Genomic DNA, 16,828 nt, shown 5'->3' with positions numbered 1-16,828 from the left:
CGCGGAGACCCTGCGCGGACGGCCGGCGCGGACGGCCGGCGCGGACGGCTAGCGGCGCAGCCGCACGGGCTCGCCGGGCCCGCTGCGCCGGACCAGCCACGCCTCGGTGATGTGGGTGAACATGGCCTCGGCGGCGCCGTCCGGGTCATGGGCGGCGATGCGTTCGTAGATGCGGCGGTGGCCCTGATTGGACGCCACGCACAGGGCCGGCTCGGTCTTCCCCACATAGCGGGCGGTGTTGATGGCCTGGCTCTCCAGTGAGCGCACCACCGCACGGGCGATGCGGTTCTGCGAGACCCGCATGATCGTGTCGTGGAAGGCCCGGTCGTGCTCCTCGTAGGTGACGTGGTCGTCCACCAGTTCGTCCATGGTTTCGACGAGGGTGCGCAGCTGGTCGACGGCCTCGTCCGTGGCGAGCTGGGCGGCGAGGTTGGCCATGTCGGACTCCAGCAGCCGCCGGGTGACGACGAGGTCGTCGAGGATCGTCAGGCTCTCGTCCCCCTCGACGCTGGCTCCCAGGACCAGTTCGTCCAGCATGTTCCACCGGGTCGTCGGGGTCACCACGGTGCCGGCGCCCTGGCGGACGTGGACCAGGCCCTTCTCCTGAAGGAGTTTCACCGCCTCGCGGACCACGGTCCGGCTGACCCCGAACGCCTCGCACAGCCCCGGCTCGGCCGGGAGGGAAGCGCCGGGCGGGTAGTCCCCGCGGACGATGCGCACCACCAACTCCGCGGTGAGCGCCCTCGCGAGGCTGGCCGGTCGTCGCACCCAGGCCGGCGGCGGCGCAGCGTCCGAAGCGGCTTGCTGTGATGCCGTCATAGTCCCTCCGGTGACCCGCGATCAGGCGGCGCCACGATTCCCGCCAGTATACGCGCCACCCCTTGACGCCAAACATCATACGACTTACGTTTCCTGACCATCCGAACCGACGGGTGGGCTGCCCCGGCACCCTCCGGAGAGTGAGCGGCGATGAAGCGGCGAGCACTGGGGGCGATGGCACTGGCGGGGGCGATGGCACTGGCCGGCTGCGGCAGCGCGGGATCCGGATCCGCCTCCGGCTCCCGGGAGAACACGCTGGTCGTGTGGGACTGGAAGTCCGGTGACGAGGCCGCGGCCGCGTACATCGAGGAGGCGCGGGCCGACTTCGCCGCGCGGCACCCGGAGGTGACCGTGCGGTTCGTGGCGCAGCCGTTCGACCAGTACTACACCCTGCTCGGCACGGCCATGCGGACCGGCGAAGGCCCCGATGTGATGCTCTTCAACGGCGGCGGCCAGCTCCGGGAGCGGGCGGACGATCTGCTCCCCCTCGACGACCATGTGGCCCAGGACCTGCGGCGGCTGGCCGGCTGGGAGGCGTTCTCCCGGGACGGCACCGTCTACGCGGCACCGGTGACGCTCCAGGGGCACCCCGTCTACTACAACAAGGCCCTCTACGAGGAGGCCGGACTCGACCCCGAGAACCCGGCCACCACCTGGGAGGACTTCCTCGCCGACTGCCGCACCATCGCCGAGGAGACCCAGGCCACCTGCTTCGCCCAGGGGAACAAGGAGGGGTACGGCATCCACTTCTTCCTCTCGGCCCTCGGCCCGGCCGTCCTCCCGCCACAGGAGTACGACGCCTGGCTCGCCGGCGACCGGGACTGGACCTCGCCCCACGTGCGCCGGATCTTCGAGCTGTGGCAGGAGATCGACCGGGCGGGTCTCAACAACGCCGGGGTCAACTCCACCGCGCTGTTCAACGACTCCCTGTCGCTCTTCGCGTCCGGCGACGCCGCCCACATCATCGGACTCGTCTCGGACGTGGGCCACTGGGAGGACTTCGGCGAGTTCCTCGGCGAGGAGAACGTCGGCGTGCTGCCCGCCCCGCTCGTCACGGACGGGGCCGCCCCCGGCCTGCCCCTCGACGGCGGCATCGGATACGCGGTCGCGAAAGAGACCCGGAACCCGGACCTCGCCGCCGACCTGGTCCGGTCCCTGACCTCCACCGACGCGCTGGCCGCCTTCCACGCCGACGCCGGAGCGATCGTCGCCGACACCACGGTGGACGTCTCCGGCGGCGGTCCCGCACTGGCCACCCTCATGCGGGGGATCGAGACCGGCAAGCCCGCCCTGCATGTCGCACTGCCGGCCAGGACGCTGGACCTGATGGGCCGGCTCTCCCAGCAGCTGCTGAGCGGGTCGGTGGGCATCGAGGACGCGCTGCGGCAGCTGGCCGACGCCGACCGGGCGGGCTGACCGTGCCCGCCCACGGTTCGCCGCCCACGGCGCGCCCGGCACCGGCCGGTCCGGCCGCCCGCCCGGCCCGCCGCCCGGCCCGGGGCACGGGCGGGCCACGGTACGGGGCCGGCCGCCGCGCCGAACGGCTGGCGCCCTACGTGCTGCTCGCACCGGCCGTCCTGATCCTCCTGGTGCTCCGGCTGTACCCGCTGCTCCTGGGCGTCAACTACTCCTTCACCGGCGACGGCGAGCGCGACGGGCAGCCGGTCGGCCTGGACAACTACACGGAGCTGTGGCAGGACCCGCTCTTCCGCACCGCGCTGGAGAACGTCGGGCTGCTGGTCCTGCTGCTGCCGGTGGCGGTCGCGATCCCCGGCCTGCTGGCCACCTTCATCCATCTGCGCGTGCCGGGGCACCGGCTCTACCGCGGCGTCTACTTCTTCCCGGCCGTGCTCTCACCGGTGATCGTCGGCGCGATCTTCACCCTCCTGCTGGCCATCGACGGCCCGCTCAACTCCGGCCTCGGGCACCTCGGCATCGGCCCCGTCGACTGGCTCGGCGATCCGGACATCGCCCTCTTCACCGTCGTCGGCGTCCACATCTGGGCCACCTTCGGGATGGCGCTGGTGGTCTTCCTGGCCGGTTTCTCCACCCTGGACCCCTCGCTCCAGGACGCCGCCCGCGTCGACGGCGCGTCGCTGCCGCAGCTCATCCGGCACGTGATCGTCCCGGGCCTGTCCCGCACGATCCAGTTCGTCGTCGTCACCACGATGATCGGCATGCTGACCTCCATGTTCGGCCTGCTGTACGTGATGACCAGCGGCGGGCCCGAGGGCTCCACCTATCTGCCGGAGTACTACATCTGGATCCAGCAGGGCCAGCTGAACCGCCCGGCGCTCGCCTCGGCCGCCTCGACCGTGCTCTTCGCCGTCATGCTCGTCGTCGGCTTCGCGCAGATCGCACTGCTGCGCCGCTCGGGGAGGGAGAGCTGATGCGCGGTCTCCGCCTCGGCAGATGGCTGGTGGCCCTGCCCATGGCCGCTCTCGCCCTGGCGACGGTCTACCCCCTGCTGTTCACGGGGAACGTCGCGATGAAGACCCGGCACGAGTACGTCCTCGACCGGTTCGCCCCGGCGGACTCCCCGAACCTGGACAACGCCGCCACGGCGTGGACGAACGCCGGCATGGAGCGGTACGTCCTCAACTCCCTCGTCGTCGTGACCTCCGCCGTGCTGCTGCTCCTGCTGATCGGCTCGATGGCCGGCTTCGCCCTCAGCCACCTGCGGTTCCGGGGCTCACGGGCGCTCTTCCTGGGCTGCCTCGCGGCGCTGTTCGTCCCCTTCCAGGTCATCATGGTCCCCCTCGCGCGGATCATGGCGGACCTCGGGCTCATGGACACCTTCACCGGGCTGATCCTCGCCTACGTCGCCCAGTTCCTGCCCTTCACGATCTTCCTGATGACCAGCTTCTACACCGGCATCCCGCGCGAGATCGTGGACGCGGCCCGGATCGACGGGAACACGCCGTACGGCGTCTACCGGCGCGTCATGCTGCCGCTGGGCCGCCCGGCCCTGCTGTCGGTCGGCATCCTCAACGCCCTGTTCTGCTGGAACGACGTGCTCATCGCCCTGCTGCTGATGCCCTCCCCCGAGCACCGCACGCTGATGACCGGCGTCACCTCACTGCGCGGCCAGTACGCCGACAACATCCCCGTCCTCGCCTCGGGGGTGCTGATCGCCGCGCTCCCTCTCCTCGTCCTCTACGTCTTCTTCCAGCGCCAGATCGCCGACGGCGTCACCGCCGGTTCCACGAAGGGATGACATGCGGATCACCGGGTATCGCACCCTGACCACGGTGCAGGAGTGGGGCCGCCCCGTCGGGGACGCCAACGGCGTCTTCGCCGACGGTGTCGTCCCCGTCCCCATCGTCCTCGTGGACACGGACGAGGGGATCACCGGCGCCGGCCTGGGATCGCACGAGGACGTGGACATCCTCTTCGCGGCCCTCGAAGGGGAGGACCCGCGCGGCGTGACCGCGCTCTACGACCGGATGCTGCGGCGGACCTTCAAGTCCGGGCACGCCGGAGCCCGGTTCGCGACCATCGGCGCCCTCGACACCGCCCTGTGGGACATCAAGGCGCAGGCGGCCGGGGAACCCCTGTGGCGGCTCCTCGGCGGACTCGACCGGCGCGTACCCGCCTACGCCTCCGGCCTCGACATCGGGCTGACCGACGACGCCCTGGTCGCGGTCTACCAGGAGTACGCCGAGCGCGGCATCCGGGCGGCCAAACTCAAGGGCGGTCTCGACCCCGACCGGGACCGGCGGCGTCTGACCCTGGTCGGGGAGGTGCTGACGGAGGCCGCGCACGGCGCACCGCCCGGTCTCATGCTCGACGCCAACGAGTCCTGGACCCGCAAACAGGCCGTCCGCCACGTCGCCGCCCTCGAACGCACCCTGGATCTCCTCTGGATCGAGGAGCCGGTCAGGCGCTGGGACGCCGAGGGCCTGGCCGCCGTCCAGCGGGGGGTCCGGGCCTCGGTGGCGGGCGGGGAGAACCTGACGGGACTGGAACAGTACCGGCCGCTGCTCGCGGTGGGCGCGCTCGACATCGTCCAGACCGCCGCCGTGCACGGGGTGACCCATTTTCTGCGGGTCGCCGCCCTGGCCCACGCCCACGACCTGCCCGTCAGCCCGATCGGCAACACCCCGGTCGGACTGCTGCACGCCGCGACGGCCCTCCCCCATCACCTGGTCAGCGAACTGCAGGACCTCCGGCCCCCGGCCGGCCTCACCCTCGACCTGACCGTGGAGGACGGCGCCTTCGTCCTCGGCGACACACCGGGGCTCGGCCTGCGGGTCGACGCGGAGGCGATCGCCGCCGCCCGCCGGCCGCACACCACCGCGCCGGGCGCCCCGCACATCAGACCGGAGCAGGCCGGACGGCGCCTGCTCCCGGTGACCGGCCCCGCGCTCCACCCCGACCCCCCTCTGACCCCCCGACCCGACGAAAGGACATGAGCCGTGCCCCCACCACAGCTCCCGACACGCCCGCGCCCCTCCCTGGCGACAGCCGCCGCGGCCCTGGCCGCCGCGATGGTCACCGCCCTGACCGCCCCCACCGCACACGCCGCGCCCCCGCCGCAGGCCACGCCCGCCGGCCACACCGTCGTCGTCGCGCCCACCGGCGCACCGAACGCCGCCGACAGCGGGCCCGGCACCGCCGAGCAGCCGCTGGCGACCCTGACGGAGGCGCAGCACCGGGCACGGGACCTCGCCGCCCGCGGCGACGGCGACGTCAGCGTCGTGCTCATGGACGGGACCTACCGGCTCAGCGAGCCGCTGCGGTTCGACGCGGCCGACTCCGGACAGGACGGCCACACCGTGACGTACCGGGCCGCTCCCGGAGCGCGCCCCGTCCTCACCGGCGCCGAACCCGTCACGGGCTGGGAACCGGACGATCCCGCCACCGGCATCTACCGGGCGGATGTCGGCACCGGCTTCGACACCCGGCAGCTGTACGTCGACGGTGCCCTCGCCCAGCGCGCCCGTACCGGCCTGGCGCCCTCGGACATCGTGCTCGACGCCACCGGCTTCACCCTGGACAACCCGGACCTCGACCACCTGGCCGACCTGCCCGACCAGCGGCGCATCGAACTCCAGGCGATGCTGTCGTTCACCAACCGCTTCGCACCGGTGGACCGCATCTCCGGCTCCACCGTCGTCATGCAGCAGCCTGCCTGGGACAACAACACCTACGGGTACGACACGATCCAGTCGCCGTTCCGCGCACCGGTGTTCTGGCTGCTGAACTCCAAGGCGTTCCTCGACGAGCCGGGCGAGTGGTACCTGGACACCACCGCCGGAACGCTCTACTACAAGCCGCTCGCGGGACAGGACCTGGCGAGCGCGCGGGTCGAACTCCCGCGGCTGGAGACACTGGTCGAGGTGGGCGGCACCTACGACGAGCCCGCCCACGACCTCGCGTTCGAGGGACTCACCTTCACCGGTACCACCTGGCTGCACCCCGGCACGTCCGACGGCTACGCCAACCAGCAGACCGGCACGTTCCTCACGGGTGTCCAGGAGCACCGGCCCGCCGACGCGTTCACCTCCTGCGCCACCGGGTGCAAGGGCTTCGAAGGAGCCCGCAACGACTGGGCGCAGGCCCCCGCGGCCGTACAGGTGTCGGCCGCGCACGACATCCTCTTCGCGGACAACACCTTCGTGAACCTCGGCTCGGTCGGCCTCGGCATCGGCAACGACGCCAACGCGCACGCCACCGGCGTCGGCCTCGGCGCGCGGAGCGTCTCCGTCGTCGGCAACACGTTCACCGCCGGTGCCGGGGGCGGCATCGTGGTGGGCGGGGTGCGTCCCGACGCCCACCATCCCTCCGACGAGCGCATGACCAACAGCGACATCCTCATCAGCCACAACCGCGTGTTCTCCACGGCGCTGGAGTATCTGGACCAGGACGGGATCTTCGCCGGCTACGTCACCCGGCTGACCATCGAGCACAACGCGGTGTCCGACATGCCCTACACGGGGATCGGCGTCGGCTACGGCTGGGGCGCCAACGACCCCGGCGGCAACCCCGAGTACCTCGCCCGCGGGCTCTACGACTTCCAGCCGGTCTACGACACGCCGACCACGCTGACCGATGTCCGGATCGTGGGCAATCACATCAGCGATGTCGTGCACACCATGTTCGACGCCGGCTGCGTCTACACACTCTCCGCGATGCCCCGCAGCACCATCGAGGGGAACGTCTGCGAGAACAGCGGACAGCTCGGGCTGTACTTCGACGAGGGCTCCCGCTACATCACCGCCGCCCGCAACGTCTTCCTGGACACGGCGGCACAGTGGGCGCACGCCAACAACCAGAACGGCAACACCACCGGCGACCAGACCCTGACCGGGAACTGGACGACCAACCCGGCCATCACCGGCCTCGTCACCGGCGAACGCGGCAACTCCGTCGAGAACACGGTCGTCTTCACCCGCGACGACATCCCCGCCGAGGCCCGCGACATCATCGCCGAGGCGGGCCCGGCCGCGCCGCACCACGGCACGTCCTGAGCACCACGGCCACCCCGGCCCGGCCGGCTCCCACCGGCCGGGCCTTCACCCGGGTACGCGGCGTGACGCACCGGTTCACGGTTGACGTGTCCGACGTGCGGTCCTCCCCGGACACGGGGCCTTACACCGCGGACGCCTCACCGACGCCGTCGCCGCCCTGCCCGGCTTACGGCGCCGACCGGACCGGACCGGGCAAGGCCGCCCGGCGACCAGGATCGTTCCTGGGCTCAGGGCCCAGACAACACAAAAACCCCAGGTGAACTGGGGTTTCTGCTGGTGTCCGAGGGGGGACTTGAACCCCCACGCCCATAAGAGGGCACTAGCACCTCAAGCTAGCGCGTCTGCCATTCCGCCACCCGGACGAGGTGTGTCGTTGCGACGGAGACAACGATACCAAGTTTCGCCGGGTGGTCGGGACAGTAACCCTGCGTGACCATGGGGTGACTTCGGTGGGATGTGACGGGGCCGTGCGCGGTGCCTTGACGTCTTTCCCCGGTGGTGGGTTCATGGGAGCGCTCCCAGTCAGGCTCTTCTTCGCCCCCACTCCCTGGAGTCGCCGTGAGAACAGCACGGAGCACCACCCCCCGCACACGTCCCAGGACCCGCCTGCTGACCGCCCTCACCGGGCTCGTCGGCGTCGCCGTGCTCGGTGGCCTCGGGCCGGCCACCGCGCAGGCGCAGGAGGAGGGGACGGCTCTCGCCACCGGTCTGCACATCCGTGACGGACGGCTGGTGGAGGGCAACGGCAACGACTTCATCATGCGCGGCGTCAATCACGCCCACACCTGGTATCCGGACGAGACGCAGTCGCTCGCCGACGTGAAGACCCTCGGGTCGAACACGGTCCGGGTGGTGCTCTCCAACGGTCACCGCTGGAGCGAGAACAGCGCCTCCGACGTCGCCTCGGTCATCGAGGACTGCAAGGCCAACCGGCTCATCTGCGTCCTGGAGGTGCACGACACCACCGGGTACGGCGAGGAGCCGGAGGCCGGGATACTCGACGGTGCCGCGGACTACTGGATCGGGCTCAAGGACGTCCTCGACGGTGAAGAGGACTACATCATCATCAACATCGGCAACGAGCCGTGGGGCAACACCGACCCCGCCGGCTGGACGGCGCCCACCATCGCCGCGATCCAGAAGCTGCGCGACGCCGGATTCACGCACACGATCATGATCGACGCACCGAACTGGGGCCAGGACTGGCAAGGCGTGATGCGCGCCACCGCGCAGTCCGTCCACGACGCCGACCCCACCGGCGATCTGCTCTTCTCCATCCACATGTACAGCGTCTACGACACGGCGGAGAAGATCACCGACTATCTGGAGTCCTTCGTCCAGGCCGGGCTGCCGCTGGTCATCGGGGAGTTCGGCGGACCGCCGGACGAGTGGGGCGACCCGGACGAGGACGCCATGCTGGCCGCCGCCGAACAGTACCGGCTCGGCTATCTGGCCTGGTCGTGGAGCGGCAACACCGACCCGATCCTGGACCTGGCCACCGACTTCGACCCCAGCCGGCTCAGCTCCTGGGGCGAGCGCATCTTCCACGGGGTGAACGGCATCGCCGAGACCTCCGAGGAGGCCACCGTCTTCGGCGAGGACGACGTGCCGGTCCCGACCGGGCGCTGAAAGCACCTTTCCGAGGCACTGGAACGGATCGGATCGCGCCTCGGCCGGGGACGTCCCGCGCGGCACCCCCGGCCGGGGCCCGGCTCAGCGCGGGGAACCCCGGGGCTTGAAGACGCGCCGGTCGCCGTCGAACAGGGAGAAGACCGTCAGGCAGCGCGGCCCGGACGCACCGCAGCCGGGAGGGCCACCGGCCTTGTCCGCCGCATCCTCCGCGGCTCCCCACGCACCGGCCACGGTATTGAGGAACGGCACCAGCTGCTGGCGGTGCATCCTGCCGGCAGCCCCGTGGCACGGTGCGGACGCTGAGCGGTGGGTAGGCCGGCAGGGCCGGCGGGCGCCGGCGCATGGCCCAGCCCAGGAGCCGGTGCTGACGTCGCCGAGGCGCGCCCGCCCCGTGACCTGGCTACCAGGAGTCAGTCCGTGATCACAAGCCGAAGGCGCCGACTGCCGCAGAATCTTAATGGTTTGCCCCTCCCCGGCAGCCCTCACCTCGCCGGACGGTGGCCGCTGGGGATCCCATCGGGTTCAGGCGCGGGGCGGCCTTCAGCCGGTGCCTGCCACGGTTCCGCCACCCGGGGACTCGGCGTTCGCGGCCCCACGGGGCCACCTTGACTCTCGCGAGGCCCGCCGCCGGCCGGGCGGCCCCCGATCGGATCGGACCGCAGCGATCGGGTCCGGCCGGGGTGGCCGCTGTCAGGGTGGGAGTCGAAAGGAGGCCGCATGATCTCGGCACTGAACCAACTGGTCGATCACATCGAGGAGCACCTCGCGGAGGAGCCCCACATCGACGGGTTGGCCGGGGCGCTCGGCACGACCGGGTACCACCTGCGCCGGATGTTCTCGTCGCTGGCCGGTATGCCGCTGTCGGAGTACGTGCGGCGGCGGCGCATGACCGTCGCCGCCGCCGATGTCGTCCGGGGCGAGAAGGGGCTGCTGGACATCGCCGTCCGGCACGGATACGGCTCCAGTGAGGCGTTCGGACGCGCGTTCCGGGCGGTCCACGGTGCCGGCCCCGGTGACGTCCGCCGGCAGGGCGGCCCACTGCGTACACAACCACGGCTCAGGTTCCGCCTGACCGTCGAAGGGAGCATTCCCATGGACACCCGCCTCGTCGACCGCCCCGCCTTCCGGCTGGTGGGACACGCGACCCGGGTCCCGCTGATCCACGAGGGCGTCAACCCGCACATCCAGGAGCACATCGCCGCGCTGCCGCAGGAGGAGCACCTGCGGCTCAAGTCCCTCGGCGACACCGAGCCCGGGGGTTTGCTGCAGGTCAGCGACGACGTCGATCCCGACGCGAGGGAGGGCAGCGAGCTGACTCACCTGCACGGAGTCGCGGTACGCCGGGATACACCGGTCCCGGACGATCTCGACGTCATCGAGGTGCCGGCCGGAATGTGGGCCGTCTTCCGCGCCGGCGGACCGTTCCCGCAGGCCCTCCAGACGGTCTGGGCGGCGACCGCGACCGAGTGGTTCCCGTCCAATCCGTGGCGGCTGCGGCCCGGCCCCTCCCTCGTCGCGTTCCTGGAGCGCGCGGAGGATCTCACCACCGCGACCTGCGAGTTGTGGCTGCCCGTCGAACCGGCGTGAGGCCCGGCGAGGAGGGGTGAAGAAGGGTACTGAGAGCCCTCCGCGTCACCGGGGAGCCACGCCCGGGCGATCAGGCGCCGGCACGCCTCGGCGTGCCGGCGCCCTGACGTGCACCGCTCAGCGCAGGCCGCCGGCCCGCCGGCTGAGGTGCGACAGGACGGCCGTGGCGAGCGCGGCCAGCACGATGACCGCCAACGGCATGGCGGACGGCAACGGTACGGCGGCCAGCACCACCGCCCCGATCACCGGTGCCACGGCGGCGCCCGCCATCAGCCGCAGCGGGCGGGTGGCCCGGGCCACGGCCAGCAGCGGACCACGGGAGCGGGCGGGCAGTTGGGACCCGACCCGCCACCCCCACAGCAGCCAGACCGCGACGGTCGCCGCCAGCGCCGCGCCCCGGAACCCCCAGCCGTCCCCGGACGCGTCGGCGGCGGCACCGAGCAGGACCAGCGTGACCAGCAGGCAGAACCAGCCGAACCAGCGCGCCTTCGCCAGCAGCACGAACAGCACACCGTTCAGCGACGCCCGGGTCCCGCCGTCCCCCGGATCGACGGCGAGGGCGTCGGCGTAGCCGGTCGCCATCGGGCCCAGCCGCAGGCCCGATGTGCCGGCGCCCCGGGAGCGCACGATGCCCAGCGCCCGGTGGGCGTCGCCGTGTTCCGGGTCGAGCCGGAGCACGGTGCCGAAAGCCCGCTCGGCGAGATCGAGGCGCCCCAGCTGGTACGCCGCACGGCCACAGGTGTAGTGCGCCTCGACCTCCTCCGGGGCCAGGGCCACGGCGCGCTCGGCCGCCGGCAGCGCCTCGCCGGGGCCGGCCAGGGCACCGGCCAGCAGAGCCCGGGCGCGCAGTTCGTGGCCGCGCCAGCCCTCCGGATGCAGCCGGATCAGCTCTTCGGCGGCGGCCAGCGCCTCGTCGGCGCGGCCGAGCTTGAGCAGGACCGCCGTCCGTACCGTCCAGGCGTAGGCGGCGTTCGCCGAGTCGGTCATGGCGCGGTCGGACGCGGCCAGCGCGCTTCGCGGGTCGCCCAGTTCGAGCCGGCAGGCCGCCAGCAGGGACCAGCCGTAGCCGAACTCGGGCCTGCGCCCGACGAGCGGCCCCAGAATCGCGGCGGCCTCCTGCGGCCGGCCCGCCCCCAGCAGCCGCCGCGCGGCGGTGATGTCCCGGGCCAGGGCCACCAGTTCGGGATCGGTACGGCCCGGTGGTTCCGTCGTCCCCATCACAGCCTCTTCGTGCGTTTGAGGTAGTCGCGCAGTTCGCGGTAGCTGCCGCGGTCGGGCGAGAAGGTGACCACGGTGCTCGCGGTGGCGAACCACGGTTCGGTGGACGGGCTCACCTCGCCGGCGGCGGCCAGCAGGTCGGCCATCTCCATCAGACGGGGCTCGCCCCGGCGGACAGAGTCCATCAGGGCGCGTTCGGCCGCCGCCTCGCACAGGTAGGCGAGGTCGGCGCCGGAGAAGTTCTCGGTGCGCTTGGCGAGCCGGCCCAGGTCGATGTTGGCGACCGGACGGTCCTTGAGGTGGTAGCGCAGGATCGCCTCGCGGGCGGGGCGATCGGGCGGGGCCACCAGGACGAGCCGGTCCATCCGTCCGGGGCGCAGCAGCGCCGAGTCCACGTCCCAGGGGTGGTTGGTGGCGCCCAGGACGAACACGCCGTCGTTGGCCGCGCCGTCGACCCCGTCCATCTCGGTGAGCAGTTGGTTGACGGCGTTGCGCATGCCGTTGTGCTGCATACGGCTGCGCTTGGCGCCGAGCGCGTCCAGTTCGTCGAAGAACAGCACACAGGGCGCGTTGCGGCGGGCCTCGTTGAACATGCGGGTGACATTGCGCTCGGAGCTGCCGATGTACGGGTCGAGGATGTCGCTGATCCGCACCGGGAGGAAGCGGGCGCCGAGTTCGCCGGCGACGGCCCGCGCGATGAACGTCTTGCCGCAGCCGGGCGGGCCGTACAGCAGCAGGCCGCCGCGCAGGTTCTTGGCGTACAGCTTGCGCAGCTCCGGGTTGCGCAGCGGGGCCAGGAACGCGGCCTCCAGCCGGTCCTTCGCCTCCTGCATCCCGCCGACATCGGCCAGCCGGAGACCGCCGGCCGGCTGGATGTCCAGGACCGGATCACCGGGCCCTTCGTCGTGGCGCTGCGGGGTCTCGCGCGGGGTGCCGCCGGTGGTGGTGTCCTCCGTGGAGGCGGTGGAGGTGACGAACTTCGGCGGTACGGCGTCGGCCAGCTGGTCCTCGGCGTCGTGCCAGTCGAATCCGGGGGCGGGGGACGGCTGCTGGGCGGTGGTCGCGGTGTCCGGCCGCCCGGCGGCGGTGGCGGGGCGGCCGGCCCCTGCCGGGTCCTCGGCGGGGGCCGGTACGGACGCGGGTGGGGGGTCGGGATCCGATGCCGGTGCCGGTGCCGGATCCGGTGCCGGTGCCGGTGCGGGCGCGGGCTGCGCCTCCTGCGGCGGGGCAGGGGCGGGTTCCGGCTCCGGAACGGGCGCGGCGGCGGGTTCCGGCTCCGGAACGGGCGCGGGGCGCGGTACCGGAGCCGGTGCGGCGGCGGGCTCCGGCACGGGCGGGGCGACCGCCTGGGCCATCAGGCGCAGGGCATCGGCGTGGTGGGGGTCGCGCTGGAGCACGCCCGCCAGATGACCGATCGCCTCGGTCTGCCGCCCGTCGGCGAGCAGCAGACCGGCCAGGTGCAGCCGGAGCGGCACATCGTCGGGTGCGGCCTCGACCGCCGTGGTCAGGCTGCGTATCAAAGGTGAACCGTCGGACACCTGTGCATCCTGACACGTCGGGAAGGCACGCCGGTCACCCGCCCGGCGTTCCCGGATGCCGCGCTCGCCGTGCGGCGCGGTCCTGTCGCGGGCGTCCTCCTTGGTGCCGCGGCGCGGGCCGTACCGCCGCGGGGCCGGGCACGGGGCGGCCCTACGGCGGGACCGCCCGGGCACCGGGGCCCAGGGCGGCCGGGGGTACGGGCGCGGCGCTCAGGGCACGGCTCACCCGGTCGCGCAGGCCGCGCCGTTCAGGGCGAAGGCCGCCGGGGCCGTGGCGTCGCCGGTGTGGGTGGCCTGGTACCCGAAGCTGACGGACGCCCCCGGGGCGATGACGGTGTTGTGGGCCACGGGGGTGGCCGCGACGGTGCCGCCGGAGGTGGTGTAGCCGGCGTTCCACCCGGAGGTGAGGGCCTGACCGGCCGGGAGGGCGAACGTCAGCGACCAGCCGTTCACCGCCGCCGAGCCGGTGTTGGTGACGGTCACCTCGGCGGTGAGCCCCGCGTTCCACGCGTTCGTGGCCACCGCCACCCGGCAGGCGCCCGGCTGCGGATCGGGACCGGGTCCGGGCCCCGGGCCCGGGTCGCCGCCCCGGTCCAGGCCGAAGAACTCGATCACCCGCGCCGCCATGCCCGCGCCCGGCACGTTGTGCCCGGTGCCCTGGAGGCTGATGGCCTCCACCGGTGCCTGCGTTCCGGTGCCTCCGTACCGGCTGCGGTTCCAGCCGGCCTGTGGCTGATCGCTGTACGCGGGGGTCTGGCCGACGCCGAGCACCTGCGTCCACTGTTTGACCTGCTCACCGAAGTTCGGATAGCGCAGGACGTCGTCCTGCGTGCCGTGCCAGATCTGCATGCGCGGCCGGGGGCCGGTGTACCCGGGGTACGCGGCGCGTACGGTGTCGGCCCACTCCTGCGGTGTCCGGCTGATCTGCCCCTGCGCGCAGGCGCTGTTCCAGCCGGAGCCGTCGGTGGTGGCGAAGCAGCCGAACGGCACTCCGGCGAACGCCGCGCCGGCCGCGAAGACGTCGGGGTAGACGCCGAGCAGCACGTTGGTCATCATGGCGCCGGAAGAGGCGCCGGTGACGTACACCCGCTCCGGGTCGCCGCCGTGGGTGCGCTGCACGTAGTCCACCATCGACCTGATGCCGACCGGGTCGCTGCCGCCGTCGCGCCGCAGCGCCTGGGGCGAGGAGACGTCGAAGCACTGGCCGCTGCGGGTGGCGGACGGGTAGACGACGATGAAGCCGTAGCGGTCGGCGAGCGAGGCGAACTCGGTACCGGCGTGGAAGGCGGGGCCGGTGCCGGTGCAGTAGTGCACGGCGACGAGCACGGCGGGGCGCTGCTGGACGGTGTCGGGGACGTAGAGGTGCATCCGCAGGTTGCTGGGGTTGGCTCCGAAGCCGGTGACCTCGGTGAGGGTGGCGGCGGAGGCCGGGGGTGCGGTGAGGAACATCGCCGCGAGGAGCGGGGCGAGCGCGCCGAGGAGGGTGGCGACCAGGGTGCGTGGCCGTCGCCGTTCTCCCGCCGTGCGGAGCGAGATGGTGTTCATCGGGGGCCCTTCAGCACAGAGGGGTGGGGTACGGGCAAGCGGTGCACCCCGGATCGTGACATGGACACGCCTTTCATGGAAGCGCTCCCACAGCCCGGACCCGCCGCCCCGCCCCAGCCAACCGGCCGAGTGCACACGGGCCTTGGCCCACCCCGCGCCGTGCGATGCTGGGCGGATGGCGGGTGATCCGATGGCGGCGGACGGGGCGCGGCGGAATCCGGAGCTGCGGCGGGTGGCCATCCGGCGGCAGGTGGCCGAGGCGGGGTTCGTCCGGGTGGACGCACTGGCCCGGGAGTACGGCGTGAGCATCATGACCGTGCACCGCGATCTGGACGAGCTGGCGCGGCGCGGGTTCCTGCACAAGGTGCGGGGCGGGGCGACGAGTGCGCCGACCACCACCTTCCACGGGGATCTGGAGCACCGGATGCAGGCCCAGGTGGAGGCGAAGCTGGCGATCGCGCGCGAGGCGCTGGCCACCGAGGTGGAGTCGGGGCAGGTGGTGGCGCTGGACGACAGTACGACCTCGCTGGTGCTGGCCCGGCTGCTGCCGGAGCGGGCGCCGCTGACGGTGGTGACGCACTTCCTTCCGGTGATCCGGGCATTGGCGGCGCAGCCGGGGATCGAGCTGGTGGGGATCGGCGGACGGTACGACGCGGCGTACGACTCGTTCCTGGGGCAGGAGGCGGCGGAGGCGGCGGCCGGGATCCGTCCCGATCTGCTGTTCGTGTCCACCACGGCGGTGGTGGACGGGGTGTGTTACCTCCAGTCGCTGCGCACCGCGATCACCCGGCGGGCGCTGGTGGCGTCCGCGTCGCGGACGGTGGCGCTGATCGACCACGCGAAGTTCGACCGGCGGGCGCCGCACCGGCTGGCGGCGCTGGCGGAGCTGGACCGGGCGGTGGTGGACGGCGGGACGGCGCCGCGCACGGTGCGCGAGCTGCGGGCGCGGGGGGCGTGCGTCGATGTGGTGGACGGCTGCTGACGCGCCCTCAGTTCTGCGATGTGATGTGAAGTTCACCCGATCGACCCGGCCGTACCGCCCGGTGCATGACCGCCCCCAACTGCGGTTTTCCCGGAGCGCGCGACACGCACCCCGAAGATCGATGTTAAAAGTTGCGAAATAGCGGGACCCTGCGTGTAATACGCGTCACATCACAGTCGGCCGGGAAGAGGTGCGGCGGATGGCGGCGCCGGAACGGGATCGGGCCCAGGGTCGGTATCGGATGCGCGACACGGACGTGGCGGTGTGCGTGGACGCCGGCACCACCGTGATCAAGGCGGTGGTGTTCGACGCCGCCGGCCGGGAACTGACGGTCAGCCGGCGCGAGACGGAGGTGCACCATCCCCGTCCCGGCGCGGCCGAGCAGGACATGGACGAGGTGTGGCGGGCGGTGGCCGCCGCCGTCCGCGAGGCGGTGGCCGCGGTGGACCGGCCGGTGGGTCTGCTGGCGCTCACCGCCCAGGGCGACGGCGCCTGGCTGGTCGACCGCCACAGCCGCCCGGTACGTCCCGCCGTGCTGTGGAACGACGCCCGCGCCGCCCCCGTCGTCCGCCGCTGGCGCGCCGACGGCGTCCTGGAGCGGGCCTACCGCACCAACGCCTCGCTCAGCAACGCCGGACTGCCGAACGCCATCCTGCGGGTGCTGGCCGAGCGGGAACCGGAGTCCCTGCGCGCCGCGCACGCCGTGCTGACCTGCGGCAGCTGGCTGTTCCTGCGGCTGACCGGGGTGCTGGGCCTGCACCCGTCCGAGGCGTCCGCGCCGTGGCTCGACATCCGCACCCGGGCCTACTCCGACGAACTCGTGGCGATGTACGGGCTGACGGAGCACCGCGCGCTGCTGCCGCCGCTGCTGGGCGGCGGGGAGGCGGTCGCGCCGCTCACCGGGGCGGCGGCGCGGCAGGTCGGGCTGCCGCCGGACACCCCGGTGGTGCTGGCCCCCTACGACGTGGTCGCCACCGCCCTGGGCACCGGCACCACCCGGGCCGGGCAGGCGACCTGCGTACTGGGCACCACCC

General features: G+C 72.8%; 13 protein-coding genes, 1 tRNA gene and 1 pseudogene. 9 read left to right on the top strand and 6 right to left on the bottom strand.

The window, feature by feature from the left end:
* Nucleotides 1-48 precede the first annotated feature (48 nt).
* The gene (locus ACFV5N_RS13815; RefSeq protein WP_385598441.1) at nt 49-819 is read right to left on the bottom strand and encodes a FadR/GntR family transcriptional regulator; all 771 of its coding nucleotides are present in this window, start codon (nt 817-819) and stop codon (nt 49-51) included.
* Nucleotides 820-969: 150 nt separating this feature from the next.
* On the opposite strand from ACFV5N_RS13815, the gene ACFV5N_RS13810 reads away from it, so the two are divergent.
* The 5 genes from ACFV5N_RS13810 to ACFV5N_RS13790 are packed head-to-tail and all read left to right on the top strand — an operon-like array spanning nt 970 to nt 7,292.
* Nucleotides 970-2,235 carry an ABC transporter substrate-binding protein gene (locus ACFV5N_RS13810; RefSeq protein WP_385598439.1) on the top strand — a complete coding sequence of 422 codons (1,266 nt, stop codon included), beginning with the start codon at nt 970-972 and terminating at the stop codon, nt 2,233-2,235.
* A 2-nt stretch (nt 2,236-2,237) separates the two neighbouring features.
* Nucleotides 2,238-3,209 (top strand): carbohydrate ABC transporter permease, encoded by a 972-nt coding sequence (locus ACFV5N_RS13805; protein ID WP_385598436.1) that lies wholly within the window; start codon nt 2,238-2,240, stop codon nt 3,207-3,209.
* Nucleotides 3,209-4,036 (top strand): carbohydrate ABC transporter permease, encoded by an 828-nt coding sequence (locus ACFV5N_RS13800; protein ID WP_385598434.1) that lies wholly within the window; start codon nt 3,209-3,211, stop codon nt 4,034-4,036. Before ACFV5N_RS13805 ends, ACFV5N_RS13800 begins: the two co-directional genes overlap by 1 nt.
* 1 nt (nt 4,037) lies before the next feature.
* Complete coding sequence (locus ACFV5N_RS13795; protein WP_385598432.1) at nt 4,038-5,234, top strand: mandelate racemase/muconate lactonizing enzyme family protein; 1,197 nt, start codon at nt 4,038-4,040, stop codon at nt 5,232-5,234.
* Nucleotides 5,235-5,237: 3 nt separating this feature from the next.
* The gene (locus tag ACFV5N_RS13790) at nt 5,238-7,292 is read left to right on the top strand and encodes a right-handed parallel beta-helix repeat-containing protein (RefSeq protein WP_385598430.1); all 2,055 of its coding nucleotides are present in this window, start codon (nt 5,238-5,240) and stop codon (nt 7,290-7,292) included.
* 274 nt (nt 7,293-7,566) lie between these two features.
* On the opposite strand, the gene ACFV5N_RS13785 is transcribed toward ACFV5N_RS13790, so the two are convergent.
* Nucleotides 7,567-7,654: transfer RNA gene (locus ACFV5N_RS13785), tRNA-Leu, on the bottom strand.
* Between the two features lie 196 nt (nt 7,655-7,850).
* Between ACFV5N_RS13785 and ACFV5N_RS13780 the strand changes: the two are divergent.
* A pseudogene (locus ACFV5N_RS13780) lies at nt 7,851-8,912 on the top strand (glycoside hydrolase family 5 protein); the annotation flags it as partial.
* Nucleotides 8,913-9,005: 93 nt separating this feature from the next.
* Here the strand turns inward: ACFV5N_RS13780 and ACFV5N_RS13775 are convergent.
* Nucleotides 9,006-9,191, bottom strand: coding sequence for a hypothetical protein (locus ACFV5N_RS13775; RefSeq protein WP_385598428.1), 186 nt, complete (start codon nt 9,189-9,191; stop codon nt 9,006-9,008).
* A gap of 450 nt (nt 9,192-9,641) precedes the next feature.
* Here ACFV5N_RS13775 and ACFV5N_RS13770 point away from each other — a divergent pair, with 450 nt between their 5' ends.
* Nucleotides 9,642-10,511, top strand: a complete 870-nt coding sequence (locus ACFV5N_RS13770) for a GyrI-like domain-containing protein (RefSeq protein WP_385598425.1) — start codon at nt 9,642-9,644, stop codon at nt 10,509-10,511.
* A gap of 117 nt (nt 10,512-10,628) precedes the next feature.
* On the opposite strand, the gene ACFV5N_RS13765 is transcribed toward ACFV5N_RS13770, so the two are convergent.
* From ACFV5N_RS13765 to ACFV5N_RS13755, 3 genes are all read right to left on the bottom strand, one after another.
* Nucleotides 10,629-11,729, bottom strand: a complete 1,101-nt coding sequence (locus ACFV5N_RS13765; RefSeq protein ID WP_385598422.1) for a tetratricopeptide repeat protein — start codon at nt 11,727-11,729, stop codon at nt 10,629-10,631.
* Nucleotides 11,729-13,249, bottom strand: a complete 1,521-nt coding sequence (locus ACFV5N_RS13760) for an ATP-binding protein (protein ID WP_385598419.1) — start codon at nt 13,247-13,249, stop codon at nt 11,729-11,731. Before ACFV5N_RS13760 ends, ACFV5N_RS13765 begins: the two co-directional genes overlap by 1 nt.
* Before the next feature lie 240 nt (nt 13,250-13,489).
* Entirely contained in the window at nt 13,490-14,812 is a 1,323-nt protein-coding gene (locus ACFV5N_RS13755) for a PHB depolymerase family esterase (protein WP_385598416.1), read from the bottom strand.
* Between the two features lie 175 nt (nt 14,813-14,987).
* Between ACFV5N_RS13755 and ACFV5N_RS13750 the strand changes: the two genes are divergently transcribed.
* Nucleotides 14,988-15,794: a DeoR/GlpR family DNA-binding transcription regulator gene (locus ACFV5N_RS13750; protein ID WP_385598413.1), complete on the top strand. Its 807-nt coding sequence runs from the start codon at nt 14,988-14,990 to the stop codon at nt 15,792-15,794.
* A 241-nt stretch (nt 15,795-16,035) separates the two neighbouring features.
* Nucleotides 16,036-16,828: FGGY family carbohydrate kinase (locus ACFV5N_RS13745; RefSeq protein WP_385598410.1), on the top strand; the 793-nt coding region annotated here is incomplete at its 3' end.

The sequence above is a fragment of the Streptomyces sp. NPDC059853 genome (genome assembly GCF_042731495.1).
Lineage (GTDB): Bacteria > Actinomycetota > Actinomycetes > Streptomycetales > Streptomycetaceae > Streptomyces.
The sequence above is the reverse complement of the archived record's forward strand: the minus strand, read 5'-3'. Positions and strand labels throughout refer to the sequence as shown.

Excerpts from the sequence above, each read along its gene's own strand:
- ACFV5N_RS13815 (WP_385598441.1), bottom strand. The coding sequence starts at position 819 with ATGACGGCATCACAGCAAGCCGCTTCGGACGCTGCGCCGCCGCCGGCC.
- ACFV5N_RS13810 (WP_385598439.1), top strand. The coding sequence starts at position 970 with ATGAAGCGGCGAGCACTGGGGGCGATGGCACTGGCGGGGGCGATGGCA.
- ACFV5N_RS13800 (WP_385598434.1), top strand. The coding sequence starts at position 3,209 with ATGCGCGGTCTCCGCCTCGGCAGATGGCTGGTGGCCCTGCCCATGGCC.
- ACFV5N_RS13795 (WP_385598432.1), top strand. The coding sequence starts at position 4,038 with ATGCGGATCACCGGGTATCGCACCCTGACCACGGTGCAGGAGTGGGGC.
- ACFV5N_RS13775 (WP_385598428.1), bottom strand. The coding sequence starts at position 9,191 with ATGCACCGCCAGCAGCTGGTGCCGTTCCTCAATACCGTGGCCGGTGCG.
- ACFV5N_RS13770 (WP_385598425.1), top strand. The coding sequence starts at position 9,642 with ATGATCTCGGCACTGAACCAACTGGTCGATCACATCGAGGAGCACCTC.
- ACFV5N_RS13765 (WP_385598422.1), bottom strand. The coding sequence starts at position 11,729 with ATGGGGACGACGGAACCACCGGGCCGTACCGATCCCGAACTGGTGGCC.
- ACFV5N_RS13755 (WP_385598416.1), bottom strand. The coding sequence starts at position 14,812 with ATGAACACCATCTCGCTCCGCACGGCGGGAGAACGGCGACGGCCACGC.
- ACFV5N_RS13750 (WP_385598413.1), top strand. The coding sequence starts at position 14,988 with ATGGCGGGTGATCCGATGGCGGCGGACGGGGCGCGGCGGAATCCGGAG.